General features: G+C 64.4%; 10 protein-coding genes and 1 pseudogene. 5 read left to right on the top strand and 6 right to left on the bottom strand.

The window, feature by feature from the left end:
* Positions 1–1,428: a DUF58 domain-containing protein gene (locus ABIE35_RS03160; RefSeq protein ID WP_354512418.1), complete on the top strand. Its 1,428-nt coding sequence runs from the start codon at positions 1–3 to the stop codon at positions 1,426–1,428.
* On the top strand, positions 1,425–3,926 hold the full coding sequence (locus ABIE35_RS03165) for a transglutaminase TgpA family protein (RefSeq protein WP_354512419.1): 2,502 nt from the start codon (positions 1,425–1,427) through the stop codon (positions 3,924–3,926). The genes ABIE35_RS03160 and ABIE35_RS03165 overlap by 4 nt, the downstream gene beginning before the upstream one ends.
* A 116-nt stretch (positions 3,927–4,042) precedes the next feature.
* On the opposite strand, the gene ABIE35_RS03170 is transcribed toward ABIE35_RS03165, so the two are convergent.
* Together ABIE35_RS03170 and rsmI are read right to left on the bottom strand one after the other, a co-directional pair.
* Positions 4,043–5,524 carry an NAD-dependent succinate-semialdehyde dehydrogenase gene (locus ABIE35_RS03170; RefSeq protein WP_142939845.1) on the bottom strand — a complete coding sequence of 494 codons (1,482 nt, stop codon included), beginning with the start codon at positions 5,522–5,524 and terminating at the stop codon, positions 4,043–4,045.
* 160 nt (positions 5,525–5,684) lie between these two features.
* Positions 5,685–6,602: a 16S rRNA (cytidine(1402)-2'-O)-methyltransferase gene (rsmI, locus tag ABIE35_RS03175; RefSeq protein ID WP_502921349.1), complete on the bottom strand. Its 918-nt coding sequence runs from the start codon at positions 6,600–6,602 to the stop codon at positions 5,685–5,687.
* A gap of 248 nt (positions 6,603–6,850) precedes the next feature.
* On the opposite strand from rsmI, the gene ABIE35_RS03180 reads away from it, so the two are divergent.
* Both ABIE35_RS03180 and ABIE35_RS03185 read left to right on the top strand, forming a co-directional pair.
* Positions 6,851–8,497 (top strand): dolichyl-phosphate-mannose--protein mannosyltransferase, encoded by a 1,647-nt coding sequence (locus tag ABIE35_RS03180; protein WP_502921360.1) that lies wholly within the window; start codon positions 6,851–6,853, stop codon positions 8,495–8,497.
* Positions 8,498–8,507: 10 nt separating this feature from the next.
* Positions 8,508–10,340, top strand: coding sequence for an AMP-dependent synthetase/ligase (locus ABIE35_RS03185; RefSeq protein WP_354512421.1), 1,833 nt, complete (start codon positions 8,508–8,510; stop codon positions 10,338–10,340).
* Positions 10,341–10,612: 272 nt separating this feature from the next.
* Here the strand turns inward: ABIE35_RS03185 and ABIE35_RS03190 are convergent, their stop codons facing one another.
* Both ABIE35_RS03190 and ABIE35_RS03195 read right to left on the bottom strand, forming a co-directional pair.
* Positions 10,613–11,791: a TIGR01906 family membrane protein gene (locus tag ABIE35_RS03190; protein WP_354512422.1), complete on the bottom strand. Its 1,179-nt coding sequence runs from the start codon at positions 11,789–11,791 to the stop codon at positions 10,613–10,615.
* 139 nt (positions 11,792–11,930) lie between these two features.
* Positions 11,931–12,923, bottom strand: coding sequence for a stage II sporulation protein M (locus ABIE35_RS03195; protein ID WP_337339544.1), 993 nt, complete (start codon positions 12,921–12,923; stop codon positions 11,931–11,933).
* Between the two features lie 108 nt (positions 12,924–13,031).
* Here ABIE35_RS03195 and ABIE35_RS03200 point away from each other — a divergent pair, with 108 nt between their 5' ends.
* A complete protein-coding gene (locus ABIE35_RS03200) occupies positions 13,032–13,835 on the top strand; it encodes an RDD family protein (RefSeq protein ID WP_354512423.1) in 804 nt (267 codons plus the stop codon).
* Positions 13,836–13,946: 111 nt separating this feature from the next.
* Here the strand turns inward: ABIE35_RS03200 and ABIE35_RS03205 are convergent.
* A pseudogene (locus ABIE35_RS03205) lies at positions 13,947–14,786 on the bottom strand (pentapeptide repeat-containing protein).
* A 187-nt stretch (positions 14,787–14,973) separates the two neighbouring features.
* Complete coding sequence (locus ABIE35_RS03210; protein ID WP_354512424.1) at positions 14,974–16,194, bottom strand: L,D-transpeptidase; 1,221 nt, start codon at positions 16,192–16,194, stop codon at positions 14,974–14,976.
* Positions 16,195–16,284: the final 90 nt, after the last annotated feature.

A 16,284-nucleotide genomic window follows, 5' to 3' on the forward strand; every position in this document is an offset into this window, starting at 1 on the left:
ATGGCGCTCGTGGATCGGCTCCCCAAGCATTTGTTTACCAACCGCGGCTGGGGATTGCTGGCGGCCGGAGCCGTCTCGCTGGGGTGTGCCTGGGTCATGGGCAGGCGGGATCTCCTGACGCTCGCGGTCTTGTTGCTTCTCCTGCCGTTGGTGGCCCTCGCCGGAGTCCGGATTCTGAAGCCCAAGTTCCAGGTGTACCGGGAGTTCAACCCCTCCACTGTGGAAACTTCCAGCACCACCACCGTTCGTTTGGCTGTAGCACGGTCCTCGTATTCCACAGGGCACGTGATCATGGAGGAGCAGTTGCCTCCCCGCTTCGGCGAGCCTCCGGCGTTCCGTTTTCCGGCCCGCTCAGCGTCGGGAGGCACCAGCCGCTACGAATACCAGCTTCGTTCCGGCAAGCGCGGACAGTTCCGCATCGGCCCGGTGACGGCGGAGTTCAGTGACCCCTTCGGCTTGTCGCTGCGTCGGCATGCCATCGACGACGGCGACATCCTCACCGTGACGCCGGCCGCCGTCGAACTTCCCGTCACGGGCCTTGCAGGCGCGCGCGGCAACGATGGCGTGACCGCCACGCGCATCAGGGCCAACCCCAGCGACGACGACATCATGACCCGGGAGTACCGGCACGGCGATCCCATGCGCCGCGTGCATTGGGCTGCCACGGCACGCCACGGGCAACTGATGGTCCGCCAGGAGGAATCCGTCACTACCCCGGAAGCCACCCTCATCCTGGACCAGCGCTTCACGGCTTTTGCCGCAGGAACAGGTTCCATGTTCGGAACCCACGACGAGGACTCGGACCTGGTCACCAGCCCTGGCTTTGAATGGGTGGTGACGGCAGCGATGTCCGTTGCGGCCCATCTGTCGGAGTGGAATTACTCGTTGCGGATGCTCGATGTTTTCGGAAGCCCGGCATTCATCCGTTCGCGCTCGGCACCGGAGCCGGATGCCGAAGAGTTCTCGGGCATCGGAGGCCTGCAGGCCATCGCTGAAGGGCTGGCCGCCATCGAACTCAGCGGTCCCCGGCATATCCGGGCGGAGCACCACAGGGCAGAGGCTGCAACGGGCCCAGCCACCGCTGATTCCGCCGATGCTGTATTCGATGACCGGCTCATGGATAAGCTCGCCGCCCACCGTCTTCGCGGTCCTCTTCTTGCGCTGCTGGGCACGCTGACTCCCGATGAGGCCAAGTCTCTGGCACCCGCGGCAGCCTATGGAGCCAATGCTTTCGCCCTTATGGTCACTGACGCCGCCCGGAACAATGATGACGTGCTGGAGATCCTGCGCCTGGCCGGTTGGCGGGTGGCTGTGGTGACGTCCAGGACCCAACTGGCGGCCGCTTGGTCCTCCTTTGATGAAGGGGGAATCGTGGCCGCGGCAGGATCGGCCATGGACGTCCGGCGTGGAGCGGCGGTTCCCCGATGACCGCTACGTCCCACCGCGGCTCCCCCGCACCGGTCCAACCCGGGAAAACGTCCGGCCCGAAGCCGTCCGGGGCCTCGCGGCCGCAAAACCCGAGGCCCGGGCCTTACCCCTGGGTCATGGCGGGATCGATCGTTGTCGCCGTTCTGGGCGCTGCCTTGTCCTTGAACGGCGTCCTCAGGGGCTGGGCCTGGTTCATGCCCTTGATCACCACGGTGCTGGTTGTCGCGCTGACCTTGGCTCTTCTTCGGGCACTCCGGGCCCAGCCACTGTTGGCCACCCTTGGTTCCTTTGCCTCGCTCGCGGGGATTCTCAGCTTTACGTTCTTCCGGCAGGAAAGCCTGGCAGGTTTCATCCCCACGGCCGGGACGTTTACCGCCGTCGGACGCCTGATCAAACGTGCTGCCGAGACTGTGGTCTCCGAAAGCGCCCCTGTGGCGCCCAACGCCGGGATCGTGTTCGTCATGTGCGCCTGCCTGGGGCTCCTGGTGATTTTGATCGACGCGTTGGCAGTTCCCTTGGCGATGCCGGCAGCCAGCGGCATCGGGCTCCTCGCGGTCATGGTGGTTCCAGCCACCATCAAACCCCAGAGCGTGGGCGTTGCAGGCTTCGTCGGCGCTGCTGTGGGATATCTGCTGATTCTGGGGTGCAGCCACTGGTTCGCCCCTGACGCCAGGCTCCAGTCCGGTTCCGGGCGGGGCGCCGGCCAGTTCAGGCGTTCACTGGTGACGGGCGGCCTGGCGCTGGCCCTGACCATGGTGGTTCCGCTGGCCATCCCGGGATTCGAGACAGGGACGTTCCCCCAAGGATCCCGGCTGAGTCCGTGGGGCACCTCCAACGGGCTCAATCCCATGATCACCCTGGGCAACAGCCTCCGGAGCCCCACGGGATCGGGCCGCATTACTTACGCCACGAGTGCCAGCGGGCCGCTCTACCTGAGGTCTGTCACCATTGACCACTTCGACGGCGAAACCTGGGCACCGGACGACCGTGCGGCCCAGCGGCGCGCGGGTGCCGACAGGATTGAAACGGGATACTCCGTCCAGGCCGAGGTGGTCAACACGGTGACGTCCGTCAATGCCGGCCTCTTCACCAGTCCCTACCTCCCTGCACCGTTTGCGCCAGCCTCAGTAAACGGCCTCAACGGACGCTGGACCTGGGATCCGGCCACGCTGAGCATCATGAGCACCGAGACCACCACGCGCGCGCAGCGGTACGTGGTGTTTTCCGGGGCACCCAAGGTCACGGCAGAATCCCTGTCCCAGGCCACAGCAGCTCCCCAAGGCATCTCAGAGGATTTCCTCCGGATTCCAGGCAACCTTCCTGACATCGTGAGGCAAACGGCGGATTCCGTCACGGCGTCCGCGGGGAGCAACTACGGCAAGGCCCTGGCTATCCAGAAGTACCTCCGCTCCGGTGAATTCACGTACTCCCTGCAGGCACCGGTCCAGAACGGCTACGACGGCAACGGGCTCTCGGTCCTGGCCGATTTCCTGGCCGTCAAGAGTGGCTACTGCGTCCATTTTTCCTCTGCGATGGCCGTCATGGCCCGGGCTGAGGGTATTCCGAGCCGCATCGCCGTGGGCTACGCACCAGGCCGGCTCACGGGCGAGTCCGTGGCGTTGGTCGGTCAAGGTTCTTTCCCTGAGTACGAGGTAGACGCCCGGGATGCGCACGCCTGGCCCGAGTTGTACTTCGAAGGCCTCGGCTGGGTCCCGTTTGAGCCCACTCCTTCGCGAGGCGTTGTTCCCGAGTACGCCACGGAAACCTCTGTTCCCAGCAACCTCAGCACCAATGCGGACGAGAAAGAGGTCCTGAACACGCCGGCCCCGGCCACACCAGCCCCTGTTCCTCTTCCTGGCGTGGAAACCCCGGCGACGGAATCCTCCAGTGCGAACCCGCTGCCGGTCATCGGCGGGACCGCCGCAGCCGTGGCGCTGTTGCTTGCCTTCCTGTGGTCTCCGCGGCTGAGCAGGACCGTCCTGCGGCGGCGGCGCCTGAACCAGAGACCCCCCGATGAGGCCGACGCCTTGCAGCCCGGCTACAAGGATCCGGCCCCGGAGCTGGCGTGGGCGGAACTGCAGGACCTGGCGACGGACTACGGTTTACCCTCCACGCCCAGCGAAACGCCGAGGCACTTCTCCACCAGGCTTCGCTCCAGTGCCGCCCTCGGAGACGCGGGTGGAATGGACGACGCCGCGCACGTGGCGGTTGCCTCGCTCACCTCGGACTTCGAACGGCAGCGTTATGGCCGCCAGGTGGGACCAGCGGCGACACCAGCGGCGGCGACGCGGATCGCCGTCGTGCGTGAAACGTTGCGGAACAATGCCCGCTGGCTGGTGCGCTTCCGCGCTGACTGGCTGCCGCCGTCGATGATGCGCCGGTGGGTCCATGCGCTCGGGGCGCCGTTCCGGTCCGTGAGGTCGCTCGCTACGGCTGTGGGGCGCGGGCTCGCGCGGTGGTGGCGGACGCTCCGCGGCGTGCTTCCACAGCGGCGCTAGCCAGACAGCAAAGGGCCCGGCCACCGGAACTTTTGGTTCCAGGAGCCGGGCCCTTGCGTGTCTCAGCCGTTCTTGTTGCGAGAGCGGCGGACGGGCTCTTTGGTGGAAAGAGCAGCCTAGTCGGCGTACGGGTCCGCGATACCTACGTACTGGGTGTACAGGTACTCTTCGATGCCTTCGGAGCCGCCTTCACGGCCCAGGCCGGACTGCTTGACGCCACCGAACGGTGCGGCGGCGTTGGAGATGACACCGGCGTTGAGGCCGAGCATGCCGGTCTCGATCCTTTCGCTGATGCGCAGGCCGCGGTTGAGGTCCTTGGTGAAGACGTAGGCAACCAGGCCGTATTCGGTGTTGTTTGCCAGGCGGACGGCGTCGTCTTCGGTGGAGAAAGTGATGATCGGCGCTACCGGTCCGAAGATCTCTTCCTGGAGGATGCGGGCGTCAGCGGCGACGTTCTTCAGCACAGTGGGCTGGTAGAAGTAGCCGGGACCGTCGACGGCGGCACCACCGGTGACGGCTGTGGCACCTCCTGCTACGGCTTCGGACACCAGGGCGTGAACGCCGTCGCGTGCCTTGCCATCGATCAGCGGGCCCACCTTGGATTCGGGCTCGGTGCCGCGGGCGGTGGTGAGCGCACCGATCTTGGCGGCGAACTTCTCCGCGAAGGAGTCGGCGATGGACTCGTGCACAATGAAGCGGTTCGCTGCGGTGCAGGCCTCACCCATGTTGCGCATCTTGGCGGCAATGGCGCCTTCAACGGCCTTGTCCAGGTCGGCGTCCTCGAAGACGACGAACGGGGCGTTGCCACCGAGCTCCATGGAGGTGCGCAGGACCTTGTCCGCGGCTTCGCGGATCAGGGCCTGGCCCACCGGCGTGGAGCCGGTGAAGGAGATCTTCCGGAGGCGGTCGTCCTTGATCAGGGGGCCGGTGACAGCACCTGCAGTGGAGGTCTGGATGACGTTCAGGACACCGGCGGGCAGGCCGGCTTCCTGCATGACCTGGGCGAACAGCAGGCTGGTCAGCGGGGTCAGGTTGGCGGGCTTGAGCACCATGGTGCAGCCAGCGGCGACGGCGGGGGCTACCTTGCGGGTGGCCATGGCCAGCGGGAAGTTCCACGGGGTGATCAGCAGGCAGGGACCTACCGGCTTCTTCTGCACGAGCAGGCGGTTCTTGCCATCCGGTGCTGCGGAGTAACGGCCGGATACGCGGACGGCTTCCTCGGAGAACCAGCGCAGGAACTCGGCACCGTAGGTCACTTCACCGCGGGCTTCGGCCAGCGGCTTGCCCATTTCCAGGGTCATGAGCAGTGCGAAGTCTTCGGCACGCTCGGTGACGAGCTCGAACGCACGGCGCAGGATCTCGCCGCGTTCGCGCGGTGCGGTGCGTGCCCAGTCAGCCTGGGCGGCAGCAGCGGCGTCGAGGGCGGCAGCGCCGTCTTCAGCACCAGCGTCGGAGATGCTGAGCAGGACCTTGCCCGTTGCCGGGTCCTCAACATCAAAGGTCTTTCCGGAACCAGCCGGACGCCACTGACCGTTGATCAGCAGGCCGGTAGGGACGGAAGCCAGCAGTTCGCTTTCGCGTTCAACCGTGACAGTCATGGCGACTCCTTCGTCTTGGGTGCTTTGGAGAATTGCACCACGGGGGTTCGTTGCCGGAAGTGGCGTGAATTACTGCCACGGTACTGCCCCGCGAGAAGGAGTGTCTACGCCTTCACGCACTGCCATGGAGCCGCCAATTTGTGCAGCTGCACAGCACGGATCAGCGGGCCGCGAGTACCGCCGAGTACAGCTCCCGCTTACTGACGCGGGCATCGTCGGCCACTGCTGCCACGGCCTCCTTCAGGCGGATGCCTTGGGACATGAGTTGGTTCACGGCTGCCACGTGGTCCTCGGGTTTGCCGGGCTCCTGTTCAGGCGCACCACCCACCACCACCGCGATTTCGCCCCGGACTTCGTTGTTCTCTGCCCACTCCAGCAGTTCGCGCAGCGTTCCCCGAATGACTTCCTCGTACGTCTTGGTCAGCTCACGGCATACAGCTACGCGCCGCTCCGGTCCAAACCGCTCGTGCAGCGCACGGAGCATCACTTCGAGCCGGTGCGGGGCCTCGAAGAAGACCATGGTGCGGCGCTCGTCTGCCAGGTCGGCGAGGCGTGAGTTCCGCTCCCCCGATTTACGTGGCAGGAATCCTTCAAAGCAGAAACGGTCGGTGGGGAGCCCTGAGAGTGCCAAGGCTGTCAGCACGGCAGACGGGCCCGGGACGGCAGTGACGGTCAGGCCCGCAGCAACAGCGCCCTCCACCAGGCGGAAGCCGGGGTCCGAGACGGCGGGCATTCCAGCGTCGCTGACCATGAGGATGGTTTTTCCGGCGCGAACGTAGTCAAGCAGTTCGCCGGTCTTGGCAACCTCGTTGTGCTCGTGGTAGCTGATGACCCGCCCGGAGACCTCCACGCCCAGGGACGTCACCAGCCGGTGCAAACGCCGGGTGTCTTCTGCGGCAACAATGTCCGCGGTGGCCAGGAGCTCAACCAGCCGGGACGATGCGTCGCCCACGTTGCCGATCGGGGTAGCCGCCAGCACAATCCTGCCTACACCCGGAGTTGTGCCGGCAGCAGGAGCTGCCTCGTCCAGGTCGTCGCTGAAGGGAGCCTCATCCGGGGTGTTGCGCTGTTCGTCCACCTGCCAAGCCTAATGCCGCGGTGCCTCCAACACCGCACCTCAACGCTGTGACAAGGATGGAAAGGTAGCATGGGCGGGTGAACCAGTCGCCCGTTCCTGCCACCACTTCCGGAACTCCTGTGGCGTCCCCTGCAACCGGTGGATCCGATGCCCCCGCTGCCGCAGACAGCAACGGGCAAGCATCTGCCAGGCCCACCGGGGACGTGACGCGATCGCGGCGGACCGCGGCATTGGACGAGACCGCGGCAATGCCCCTTCCCGGCCGCGGTCTGGAAGGCCACCGGTGGATCGCCCGGCCAACCGAGGCTTACACAGCACAGGCCCTCAGGGAGCGCCTGATCGGCGGGATCCAGAGTTGGCGTGACTACCCCGCGTCGCTGCGTCTATGGTTCTGGCTGATCCCCACCATCACAGCGGTGCTGGGCGGCATTCTCCGGTTCTTCCGGCTGGATGCCCCGCACAGCCTGGTGTTCGATGAGACGTACTACGTCAAGGACGCATATTCCTATTTGCTGAGCGGCTATGAGCGCAGCTGGCCCGCCAACGCCAACGACTCCTTCAATGCGGGCAACCCGAACGTACTGCTCAACACCCCGGAGTATGTTGTCCACCCGCCGGTAGGCAAGTGGATGATCACCTTTGGCATGTGGCTGTTCGGCGGTGACAATCCGTTCGGTTGGCGTTTCGGTGCAGCACTGACGGGGACCCTGACCGTTTTCCTTGTCTCCCTCATCGCACTGAAACTCTTCCGTTCGCACACACTAGGTGCCGTTGCCGGGCTCCTGCTCGCCATTGACGGACACCACCTGGTGCTCTCCCGGACGGCTTTGCTGGACGTCTTCCTGGCGTTCTGGATCCTCGCCGCCTTCGGCGCTCTCCTGTTGGACCGCGACGACGGCCGCCGTCGCCTGGCTTCCCGCCTCGCCGCGCAGGCGGCTGCTTCGCCGGGTGGCCGGCCATCCCCCACGCAACTGGTTGCCGGCCCTTGGCTCGGAATGCGCTGGTGGCGCCTGGTCGCCGGCATCTGCCTTGGTTTGGCTGTGGGAACCAAGTGGTCAGCGTTGTTCTTCGTGGCCGCTTTCGGCCTGATGACGGTCCTGTGGGACCTGAACGCCCGGCGTGTTGCCGGCATCCGCAGCTGGTTCAGCGCCGGCATCCTCAAGGACGGCCTCTTGGCCTTCGTCACCATCATTCCGGTGACCGCTTTGACCTATACGGTGACATGGACGGGTTGGTTCCTGTCCAAGGACGCCTACTACCGCCAATGGGCCGCCACGAACCCCGCAGCGGGTTGGGATTGGCTGCCCAATTCCGTGCGGTCCCTGGCGCACTACCACCTTGAGGCATACAAATTCCATCAAGGCCTCAGCTCAGACCACCCCTATGAGTCCAGTCCGTGGACCTGGCTCCTCATGGGCCGGCCTACCTCGTTCTACTACCAAACACCCAAGCAGGGCACTCCGGGCTGCGTGGTTGAGACCTGTTCCTCGGCCATCCTGCCGGTGGGTAATCCGGTGGTGTGGTGGGGCGGAACCATCGCCTTGGTCATCCTGTTGTTCTGGTGGGCCGGCAGGCGGGATTGGCGCGCAGGTGCCATCCTCGCCGGAGTGGCCGCCGGCTACCTTCCGTGGTTTATGTATCCGGAACGCACCATGTTCATCTTCTACGCTGTGTCCTTCGAACCGTTCCTGGTGCTTGGCCTGACCTACGTCTTGGGATTGATGCTCGGCCGAAGCAGTGATCCTCCCTGGCGGCGACGGTCCGGGCTCTATGTGGTGGGCCTGGTCCTGGTACTGGCGGTCCTGGCAACGGCGTTCTTCTATCCGGTCCTGACCGCAGAGGTCATCAGCTACCAGGAGTGGCGGATGAGAATGTGGATGCCATCGTGGATCTAGGAGGCAAACAGTGAGGGAAGCCAGCACGGAGCTTCTGGTCGAGGCCCACCCTGACACCAATGTGACGGACCTCCTCCTGGAACGCTGTGCCAAGGATCCGTTCGGCATCCTGTACGCCCACAAAACGGCGAACGGTTGGCTGAATGTATCCGCGGCCAGGTTCCTTGCCGATGTCACTGCCCTCGCCAAAGGACTGATCGCTGGAGGCCTCAACCCCGGCGACCCCGTAGCGGTCCTCTCCCGATCCAGCTTCGAGTGGACGTTGGTGGACTTCGCTATCTGGATGGCCGGCGGCGTGACGGTGCCCATTTACGAGACGTCGTCCCCGAGCCAGATCGAGTGGATCCTGGCCGATTCAGGCGCCCGTCGCATCTTCGTGGAGGACACAGCCAAAGCAGATCTCGTCCACGCCCTGGTGAACCGGTCCACGGCACTCGGGGACGATCCCGTGGCGATCATGCGGATGGAGCACGACGGCGACGCCCCCAACCTGACCAGCGTCTCCGCCGTCGGGGTCGGCATCATGGACGCCGAGCTGGAGCGTCAGCGCAGCGCAGCGAATCTCGCCGACATCGCCTCGATCGTCTACACCTCCGGAACCACCGGCCAGCCGAAAGGCTGCGAAATCACCCACGGCAACTTTGTCCTGGTGGCACGGAACGTCATCCCGTTCCTTCCCGAGCTGCTGATGCAGCAGGGCGCGCGGACGCTGATGTTCCTGCCGTTGGCTCACGTCCTCGCCAGGGCAGTCCAGGTGGTGTGCCTCACCGCGGGCATCACGCTCGGTCACAGCGCGGGTGCCAATGGGCTGATGGCAGACCTCAGTACTTTCAAGCCCACCTTCCTGCTTGCCGTGCCGCGCATTTTTGAAAAGGTCTACGCCGGTGCCGGCCACAAAGCCGCCATGGGTGGAAAGTCGGCGCTCTTCTCCGCAGCGTCGGCCACCGCTGTGGAATATTCGACGGCGGTTGACCTCGCCGCGCGCGGGCAGGGCCCCGGTCCGGGGTGGCTTTTGGGCATGAAGCACGCCGCGTTCAACAAGCTTCTCTATCCCAAGGTTCGCGAGGTTTTCGGCGGGCATGTGGGCTACACGGTCTCCGGGGCCAGTCCCCTGAGCCTCCGGGACAACCATTTCTTCCATGGCGCCGGCGTTCCTGTCCTGGAGGGCTACGGGCTGACGGAGACCACAGCGCCTTGCACGGTCAACACTCCCAGCATGACCCGGATTGGTACCGTCGGAATCCCCCTCCCCGGCACCACCATCCGGGTGGCCCAGGACGGCGAGGTTCTGGTCAAGGGCATCGGTGTTTTCAAGGGCTACCACGCCAATGAAGCGGCCACCGAAGCTGCGTTTGTTGATGGCTTCTTCCGTACCGGCGACCTCGGCGAACTCGACGCCGACGGCTTCCTCACCATCACCGGCAGGAAGAAGGACCTCCTGGTCACCGCTGGTGGCAAGAACGTGGCCCCCGCACCTTTGGAGGAGAAACTGCGCGAACACCCCTTGGTGGGGCAGGCAGTGGTGGTGGGCGATGGCCGGCCGTTCGTGGCGGCACTAGTGAGCCTGGACCCCGAGGGACTTGCCGACTGGTGCGCCGAGAACAAGGTAGGTGCCATGACCTCTGAGGAAGCCGCGTCTGATGCCCGCGTAAGGGCGGCCGTCCAGTCGGCCGTGGATGAGGCCAACAAACTGGTCTCCGCGGCCGAGTCCATCCGGAAATTCGCGTTCATCACGGCCGAGCTCAGTGTCGAGTCGGGGCACCTGACGCCTTCCCTAAAACTGAAGCGGGCCGCTGTGGTCAACGACTTCCCGGCTGTTGTGGAAAAACTTTACGAGAAGTAGCAGCTCCACCTAGGCTGGCTCGAATCACCACCTGGTTCACGCTTCTCACCACCTAGTATCGCCAGAATCGCCACCGAATTCACTGTTCCCTCATCTGAGGGTCCTTGTTCCGGCCGTAGCGTTGCCCTCACGATCCACACGTTCAGGGGGACCTCATGGAAGCAAGTTCAGCACGGCCGCCACAGGCGCTTTACCATTCCCGCGCCAATGCCAGCATGGTTCCACGAATTCTGGGGCTGGCATTCATAGCCTTCGGCACACTCTGCTCACGCCTACGAGATATCGGCCCGTATGGGCGCGTCCTCCGGGTCGCTGGCAGTCTCCTCCGCAGCGTCCTGCTTGTCCGCAAGACCCCGGCGCCTCTTGGTGGGCCACGTGAAGATGAACGTCACCGTAGCTACGAGGAACACCAGGGCGCCGATGACGATGCCCGCGTCTACCCAGAACTGTCCCGGGAAGAGCCGGATGAGGGTGTCCTCCAGCGAGAACGTCCAGGTTCCATTGGCGAAGAAGATCCGGTGGAACTCGGTAAAGAACTGCTGCCAGCTCAGTGCTGCCAGGACGGCGAGGCCGATGATAATGACCAGTGTGACGATCGAGCCGGCAAAGAGACCGCGACGGATCCCGCCGTTGCTCCGCTTACGCAGATACATGATGGCGATGATGCTGAGGATGATGAGGAGCAAGCCTGCACCGAAGGACGACAGGATGACCAGCTTGACGTCGGCCATGTGGGAAACTTCGCTGTCTTTGAACAGCTGGGCTCCGTCCTGGTTGACCAGGCCACCCAAGTATCGGGGGCCCGCCCAGTTGCTGAGGTAGTCCACAGCGTAGGAGCCGTAAGTCATGCGGTCGTCGGTGTTGAAGCCGTAACCATCGCCCGGGAAGCCCGGACGGTTGTATTCCACCCAAAGGAACAGTGGGCTGGTAACCGCCCTGACGGCCAGCACTAGGAGGATCACCGGGTAGAAGACGGCCAACATCACCTGGAAGATCCGGGGACCAATCGGCTTTACCTTGGCTGCTTGCTCACGCTCTGCATTGCGGCGGGCCACTTCATCTTCCGGGGGTCGAACCTGAAGGGCCGACGTCGGCAAAGGTTCCGAATAGTGCGGGTCCTGCTTTTCAGCGGAATTGCCCGCAAGAGTGTCAGCGAACAGCGGGGGTTCCGGCTCGATGTCGGCCGCTTCTGCAGCTTTCCGGTGGGCGCGGCTTTCGGGCTGGCCGCCGGCCGGCGTCGCGGTAGTGGGAGCAATCCCCGTAGTGGAAGGCGTCGTCGCATTTGCCGGCCCCGCTTTATCCGGCGTGGGCGCGGGCGTGGCCGTCGTGGCGGGAGCCACTGCAGAGGCACCACCGGAGGTCTTCGGCTTCATCCAGTCGAAGGCCGGTTCGTTGGGGTCCTCGTGGACGTCCGTGTCCGGTTCTTGTGGTTTTGGGCTCTTGTCGCTCACAGCGGTTTCACTTCCGTAGGCATCCACCGGCGAATGCGTACTGCCGGCTCTCTTGTCTGCATTCGAGCCTACCGTCCGGCCTTACGCCGACACGCTGTGCCACCCCGGGTGCGCCCAGATCGAAACGTAACTGTAAGGTCTACGCAGCGATGCTGCGATATCCGGCGTCGTTCGCGTCCAGGTCCCCGGTAACACCGGTCCGGGCGGCCCTGCCACCGAGCACCAACGTGTAGACCCAATATCCGGCCAGAACCAAGGCTCCGATGGTGATCTTCGCCCACACGGGCAGCGGACTGGGCGTCACGAATCCCTCCACCATTCCGGAAACGAGCAGGACCAACACCAACCCCAGCGCAATCGTGATCAGGGAACGCCCCTCGTCAGCCACAGCCTGCAGCCGTGTGCGAGGCCCCGGCCGCACCATGGCCCAGAAGATTTTAAGGCCCGCTGCGCAGGCGATGAACACTGCCGTCAATTCCATCAGTCCATGCGGAAGGATGTAGCTGAAGAAGACATCCATCTTCCCCGTCGCCAGGAAGAGTCCCGCGGCGATACCCAGGCCTTGGGCATTCATGAACAGGATGTACGGCACCCAAAATCCGGTGACTCCGAATGCCACGGCCTGGGCAGAAATCCAAGCGTTGTTGGTCCACACGGCGCCGGCAAACGAGGCAGCCGGGTTCTCCGAGTAGTAGTCGATGAAGTCTTCGTCCACATACTGCTGGATCCTGGCATCACTGCCCACCGCCCTCAGCGCCTCCGCCGACGTTCCAATCCACAGGGCGTACGCCCCTGCCACCACCACGAAAGCCAGTCCGCACCACAGGGTCAACCAGCGGATCCGGTAGAACGCCGCGGGTAAGGCGATGACGAAGAACCGGGCCAGGTCCTCCATGAAATTCGAGCGCGCCCCCGTGAACCGGGTCCGGGCCTGTGCCAGCCCTGCGGACAGCGTGGCGGACAACGCTGTCTCCGGAGCCACCGAGCGGATCAGGGACAAATGCCCCGATACCGTCTGGTAGAGCCGCAACAACTCATCGGCTTCGGCTCCCGTGAGACGGCGCTTATGCGCAAGAAAATGAAGCCTGGACCATTTGTCCCCATGTACGGCCGAGAAGGCGTCGATGTCCACGGCACCACCCTAGCGCCTCAGTCCACGCACGGGGTGGGTCCCGCCGCTAGACTCGGTGATGCGGGCACGCCAAGCGTCCGCAGCGTTTGCGAGGCATGGGGGCTGGGCATGAGTTCAATCATCACAGGCGAGGCAGTAGTCCTCGAGCTGCGACCGGCATCCTTTGCTGCCCGCGCGCTGGGACTCATCCTCGACATCATCTCGCAGGTAGTCCTCGCGATACTGCTGATCATCCTCATCAGCGTTGCATCAGAGGACCTCGACGACGCCGCGATCCGTGCCTTGATCCTCAGCAGCGTTGTGCTGTCCATCGTCATTGTTCCCGTCGCTGTGGAAACCCTCACCCGCGGACGATCCCTGGGAAAGCTCGCAACAGGACTTCGCATAGTGCGCGACGACGGCGGTTCCATCCGCTTCAGGCACGCCGTTATCAGGGGGCTGCTTGGCGTCCTTGAGATCTATCTGACCTTTGGCGGCCTCGCGATCGGCGTGGCGCTGTTCAACGACAAATCCAAGCGCCTCGGCGACATCGTGGCCGGCACCTACTCGCTCCGCCAGCGGGTTCCCTCAAAACCGCGCATCATGCCCGTGGCACCGCACTACCTCCAGGCCTGGGCCGCCATGGCGGACATCGGCAGGGTCCCGGACGCCACTGCACGAAGGGCCGGTACCTTCGTGCAACAGGCCTACCTCATGTCCCCGGAATCCCGGGTCGCCATGGCCGCGTCCATCGGCTCCGAACTGGCCAAATACGTGGCCCCTCTCCCGCCCTCCGGGACCATCGCCGAGGACTACATCGGGGCCGTCCTCGGGGAACGGCGCAACCGCGAACTTGTGCGACTGCGCCAGGCGGAGAGGCGGAACGCGACCGTAGGTGAGCGACTACAAAAGCTGCCGTTCACCGACGTTTAGTGCCTGCCACCGGCTGGCGCCGGGGGGCCTCCGTCCTCTGCCTGCTCGCTCGTTCCTCGCTTGGACGCAGACTGCCGGACGCCGGCCCCCGGCTTGTCCCGGTTGCTGTCTTCAGCGCCAGTGATCCGGTTTTGTGAGTCTTTGTGGCAGGAGGGTGGTGGGGTCGCCTTCGGCGGCGGTGATCTACGGTTGCGTCAGGTAGAGCGCACTGGAGAGATCGGCGCCGTGGAGGTGGGCTCCCCGGAGATCGGCTCCCAACAGGTCTGCCGCAGTGAGGTCGCTGTTCCTGAGGTTTGCTCCTATCAAGTAGGCACTGCGGAAGTTGGATCCGCAGAGGCGCCGGTTCGCCAGGTTCGCGCCCATCAGGTCGGCGCCGCTGTGATCACCGTCCCGGGGAGGGCCGTCGTCGGGCGTCTGTGTGTCCTGGGCTCCGTAGGAGGCCCGTAGCTCCTCGCTGACCTCCATCAGAAGGGCCCGCACTTCACCATGCAGGGTTTCGACGTCGATGGCCAGGATCGCTGTTGCGTCGCCTTGGGCGGTGGTTGCTATGCGCCCGGACAGGTGGCCGGCCGCATCAGCGAGGTGGGGGTCGAAGGTCCGTTGTTCGGCTTCGGCCAGGTACCAGAGCATTTCGTGGAGCTGCCTCACCACCTTGAACACGGCGAACATCGAGGACATGGACGAGGGTTGGTCCCTCCAACTGGTACCGCCAAAGGTGTGCTGGGACACCACCTGGCCCGCACCGAAGCAATCGAAAACGGTGCAGCCGCGGAATCCACGCGGCCGGAGGCGTTCATGGATGGCGCAGGAAAAGTCGGCGGACATGTTCGGGCATGGCGTCGCCGCTGGTTTGTCGATGGCAAAGTCGGCCGAGCGGGCGAATCCCAGGGCTGTACAGCAGAGGGCAAAGCAGTTGCCGCAGTCCGGGCGAAGGGTTGGTTGAAAAGTCATGCGTGCTCCAGGTGATGACAGAGGGTCCGGTGGGAAGAGCCGGGGAACCCGTTGACGGGTTCCCCGCAGGGACGCCCGGAATCACCGAGGAAGGCAGCACAAAGTGAAGGGCCAACACATGGTCAGCACAGGAAATGTGGGTCAAAGAGCGCAGGAAATAATCACTGCCATTATCGTAACCGCTGGGCTAACGCTGGGCGTAGCTCGCCCAAGGGATATTCCAGTCGCCGAAGCCCTCCAGAGGCTCTACTGCGGGGGCTCCGGTGTTGAGGATCTGCACGACATCGCCGGTCTTCATGTTGTTGAAGAACCAAGCAGCATCTGCAGGCAGCAGTCCCACGCAACCGTGCGAAACGTTGGCAACCCCGATGGAGCTCCAGGCCGCTTCAAGAGCCTGATGGACATAAACGCCGGACCATGTCAGGCGGTTGGCATACTCCACCACCAGCGGCGGGTAGTAGCCTTTGTCACCCGGCTTCAGGCCAATGGTCCCCGCGTTGAAGTTGGAGTGGCGTTCCTGCTCCATGATCACGGCGTAGCCGGTTGGAGACAACCAGTCTTCGCCGCCGAGCGACACGGGCGCAGTGTGCACCAACTGCCCGTCCGAGTACACGTTCATGGTCTTGGTGTTGTCATCCACTACGGCTACACGCTGCGGACCGGTGGTGAACGTGGACACCACGTCCGCGTTGCCGATCATCTTGTTGCCAAAGTCGACGCCCAGGAGCTTCATGTCCACGGTGACGGTGGTTCCTGACGCCCAGAAAGCCTCGGGGCGGATCCGGACCTTCGTGTCCGAATACCAGTGCCACGCCACGGGCTGGCCGGAGGACACCGTGATGGCCACTCGCTTCTCCATGGCTGCTTTGTCCACCACGGGCTCGCTGAAGTTGATCTCGATGGGCTGGCCCGACCCGGCTGTGGTTCCGTTGCGGGGGTAGATGGAAGCATCGGCTTCATACGCCGCGGAAACGGTGGTGAAAGTTTGGGACTTCTTGGTTTCCTTCCCGGCGGTATCAACCACGGTGAAGGAATAGCTGTACTGGGTTTTGAACTTCAGTACTTCCGAGGTGGTCCAGGTGCTTCCATCCGGGCTGGTCTTGCCTAGGACAGGTGTGCCGCCTTCTGCAGGAGCCAGGACAACGTCCTTGACCTTGCCGTTGACTGCTTTGATCTGCGGTCCAACCACGGGATTCCATTCGACCGCACCGTCCAGTGGTGTGATGCCCAACTCCACGGGCTTTGCTTCTACCGTGGGCGCGGGAGACGCAGCAGCGCCGCTGTCCTGCGGAGAGCCGGCCAACAGTCCGGGCACGGTAGCGACGCCGATTCCGCCCACGGCAATAGCGGCGCAGATCCCTGCGATGGCAAGGATCTTGCCCTTCTTGCGTTTGGCGACTTCCGTCATGTTTCCGTCTTCCTGTCCCCCGGCAAGCAATACTGAACACCCAATTCTAGCCGAAAGGCCGGCCACGCTGCTCGCGTGTCCGGCCTTTCA

The organism is Paenarthrobacter sp. 4246, from assembly GCF_040546855.1.
Taxonomy (GTDB): domain Bacteria; phylum Actinomycetota; class Actinomycetes; order Actinomycetales; family Micrococcaceae; genus Arthrobacter.

Bases quoted from the DNA above. Each gene is read 5' to 3' on its own strand.
- ABIE35_RS03180 (WP_502921360.1), top strand. From the start codon at position 6,851: ATGCCCCTTCCCGGCCGCGGTCTGGAAGGCCACCGGTGGATCGCCCGG.
- ABIE35_RS03200 (WP_354512423.1), top strand. From the start codon at position 13,032: ATGAGTTCAATCATCACAGGCGAGGCAGTAGTCCTCGAGCTGCGACCG.
- ABIE35_RS03210 (WP_354512424.1), bottom strand. From the start codon at position 16,194: ATGACGGAAGTCGCCAAACGCAAGAAGGGCAAGATCCTTGCCATCGCA.
- ABIE35_RS03160 (WP_354512418.1), top strand. From the start codon at position 1: ATGGCGCTCGTGGATCGGCTCCCCAAGCATTTGTTTACCAACCGCGGC.
- ABIE35_RS03165 (WP_354512419.1), top strand. From the start codon at position 1,425: ATGACCGCTACGTCCCACCGCGGCTCCCCCGCACCGGTCCAACCCGGG.
- ABIE35_RS03170 (WP_142939845.1), bottom strand. From the start codon at position 5,524: ATGACTGTCACGGTTGAACGCGAAAGCGAACTGCTGGCTTCCGTCCCT.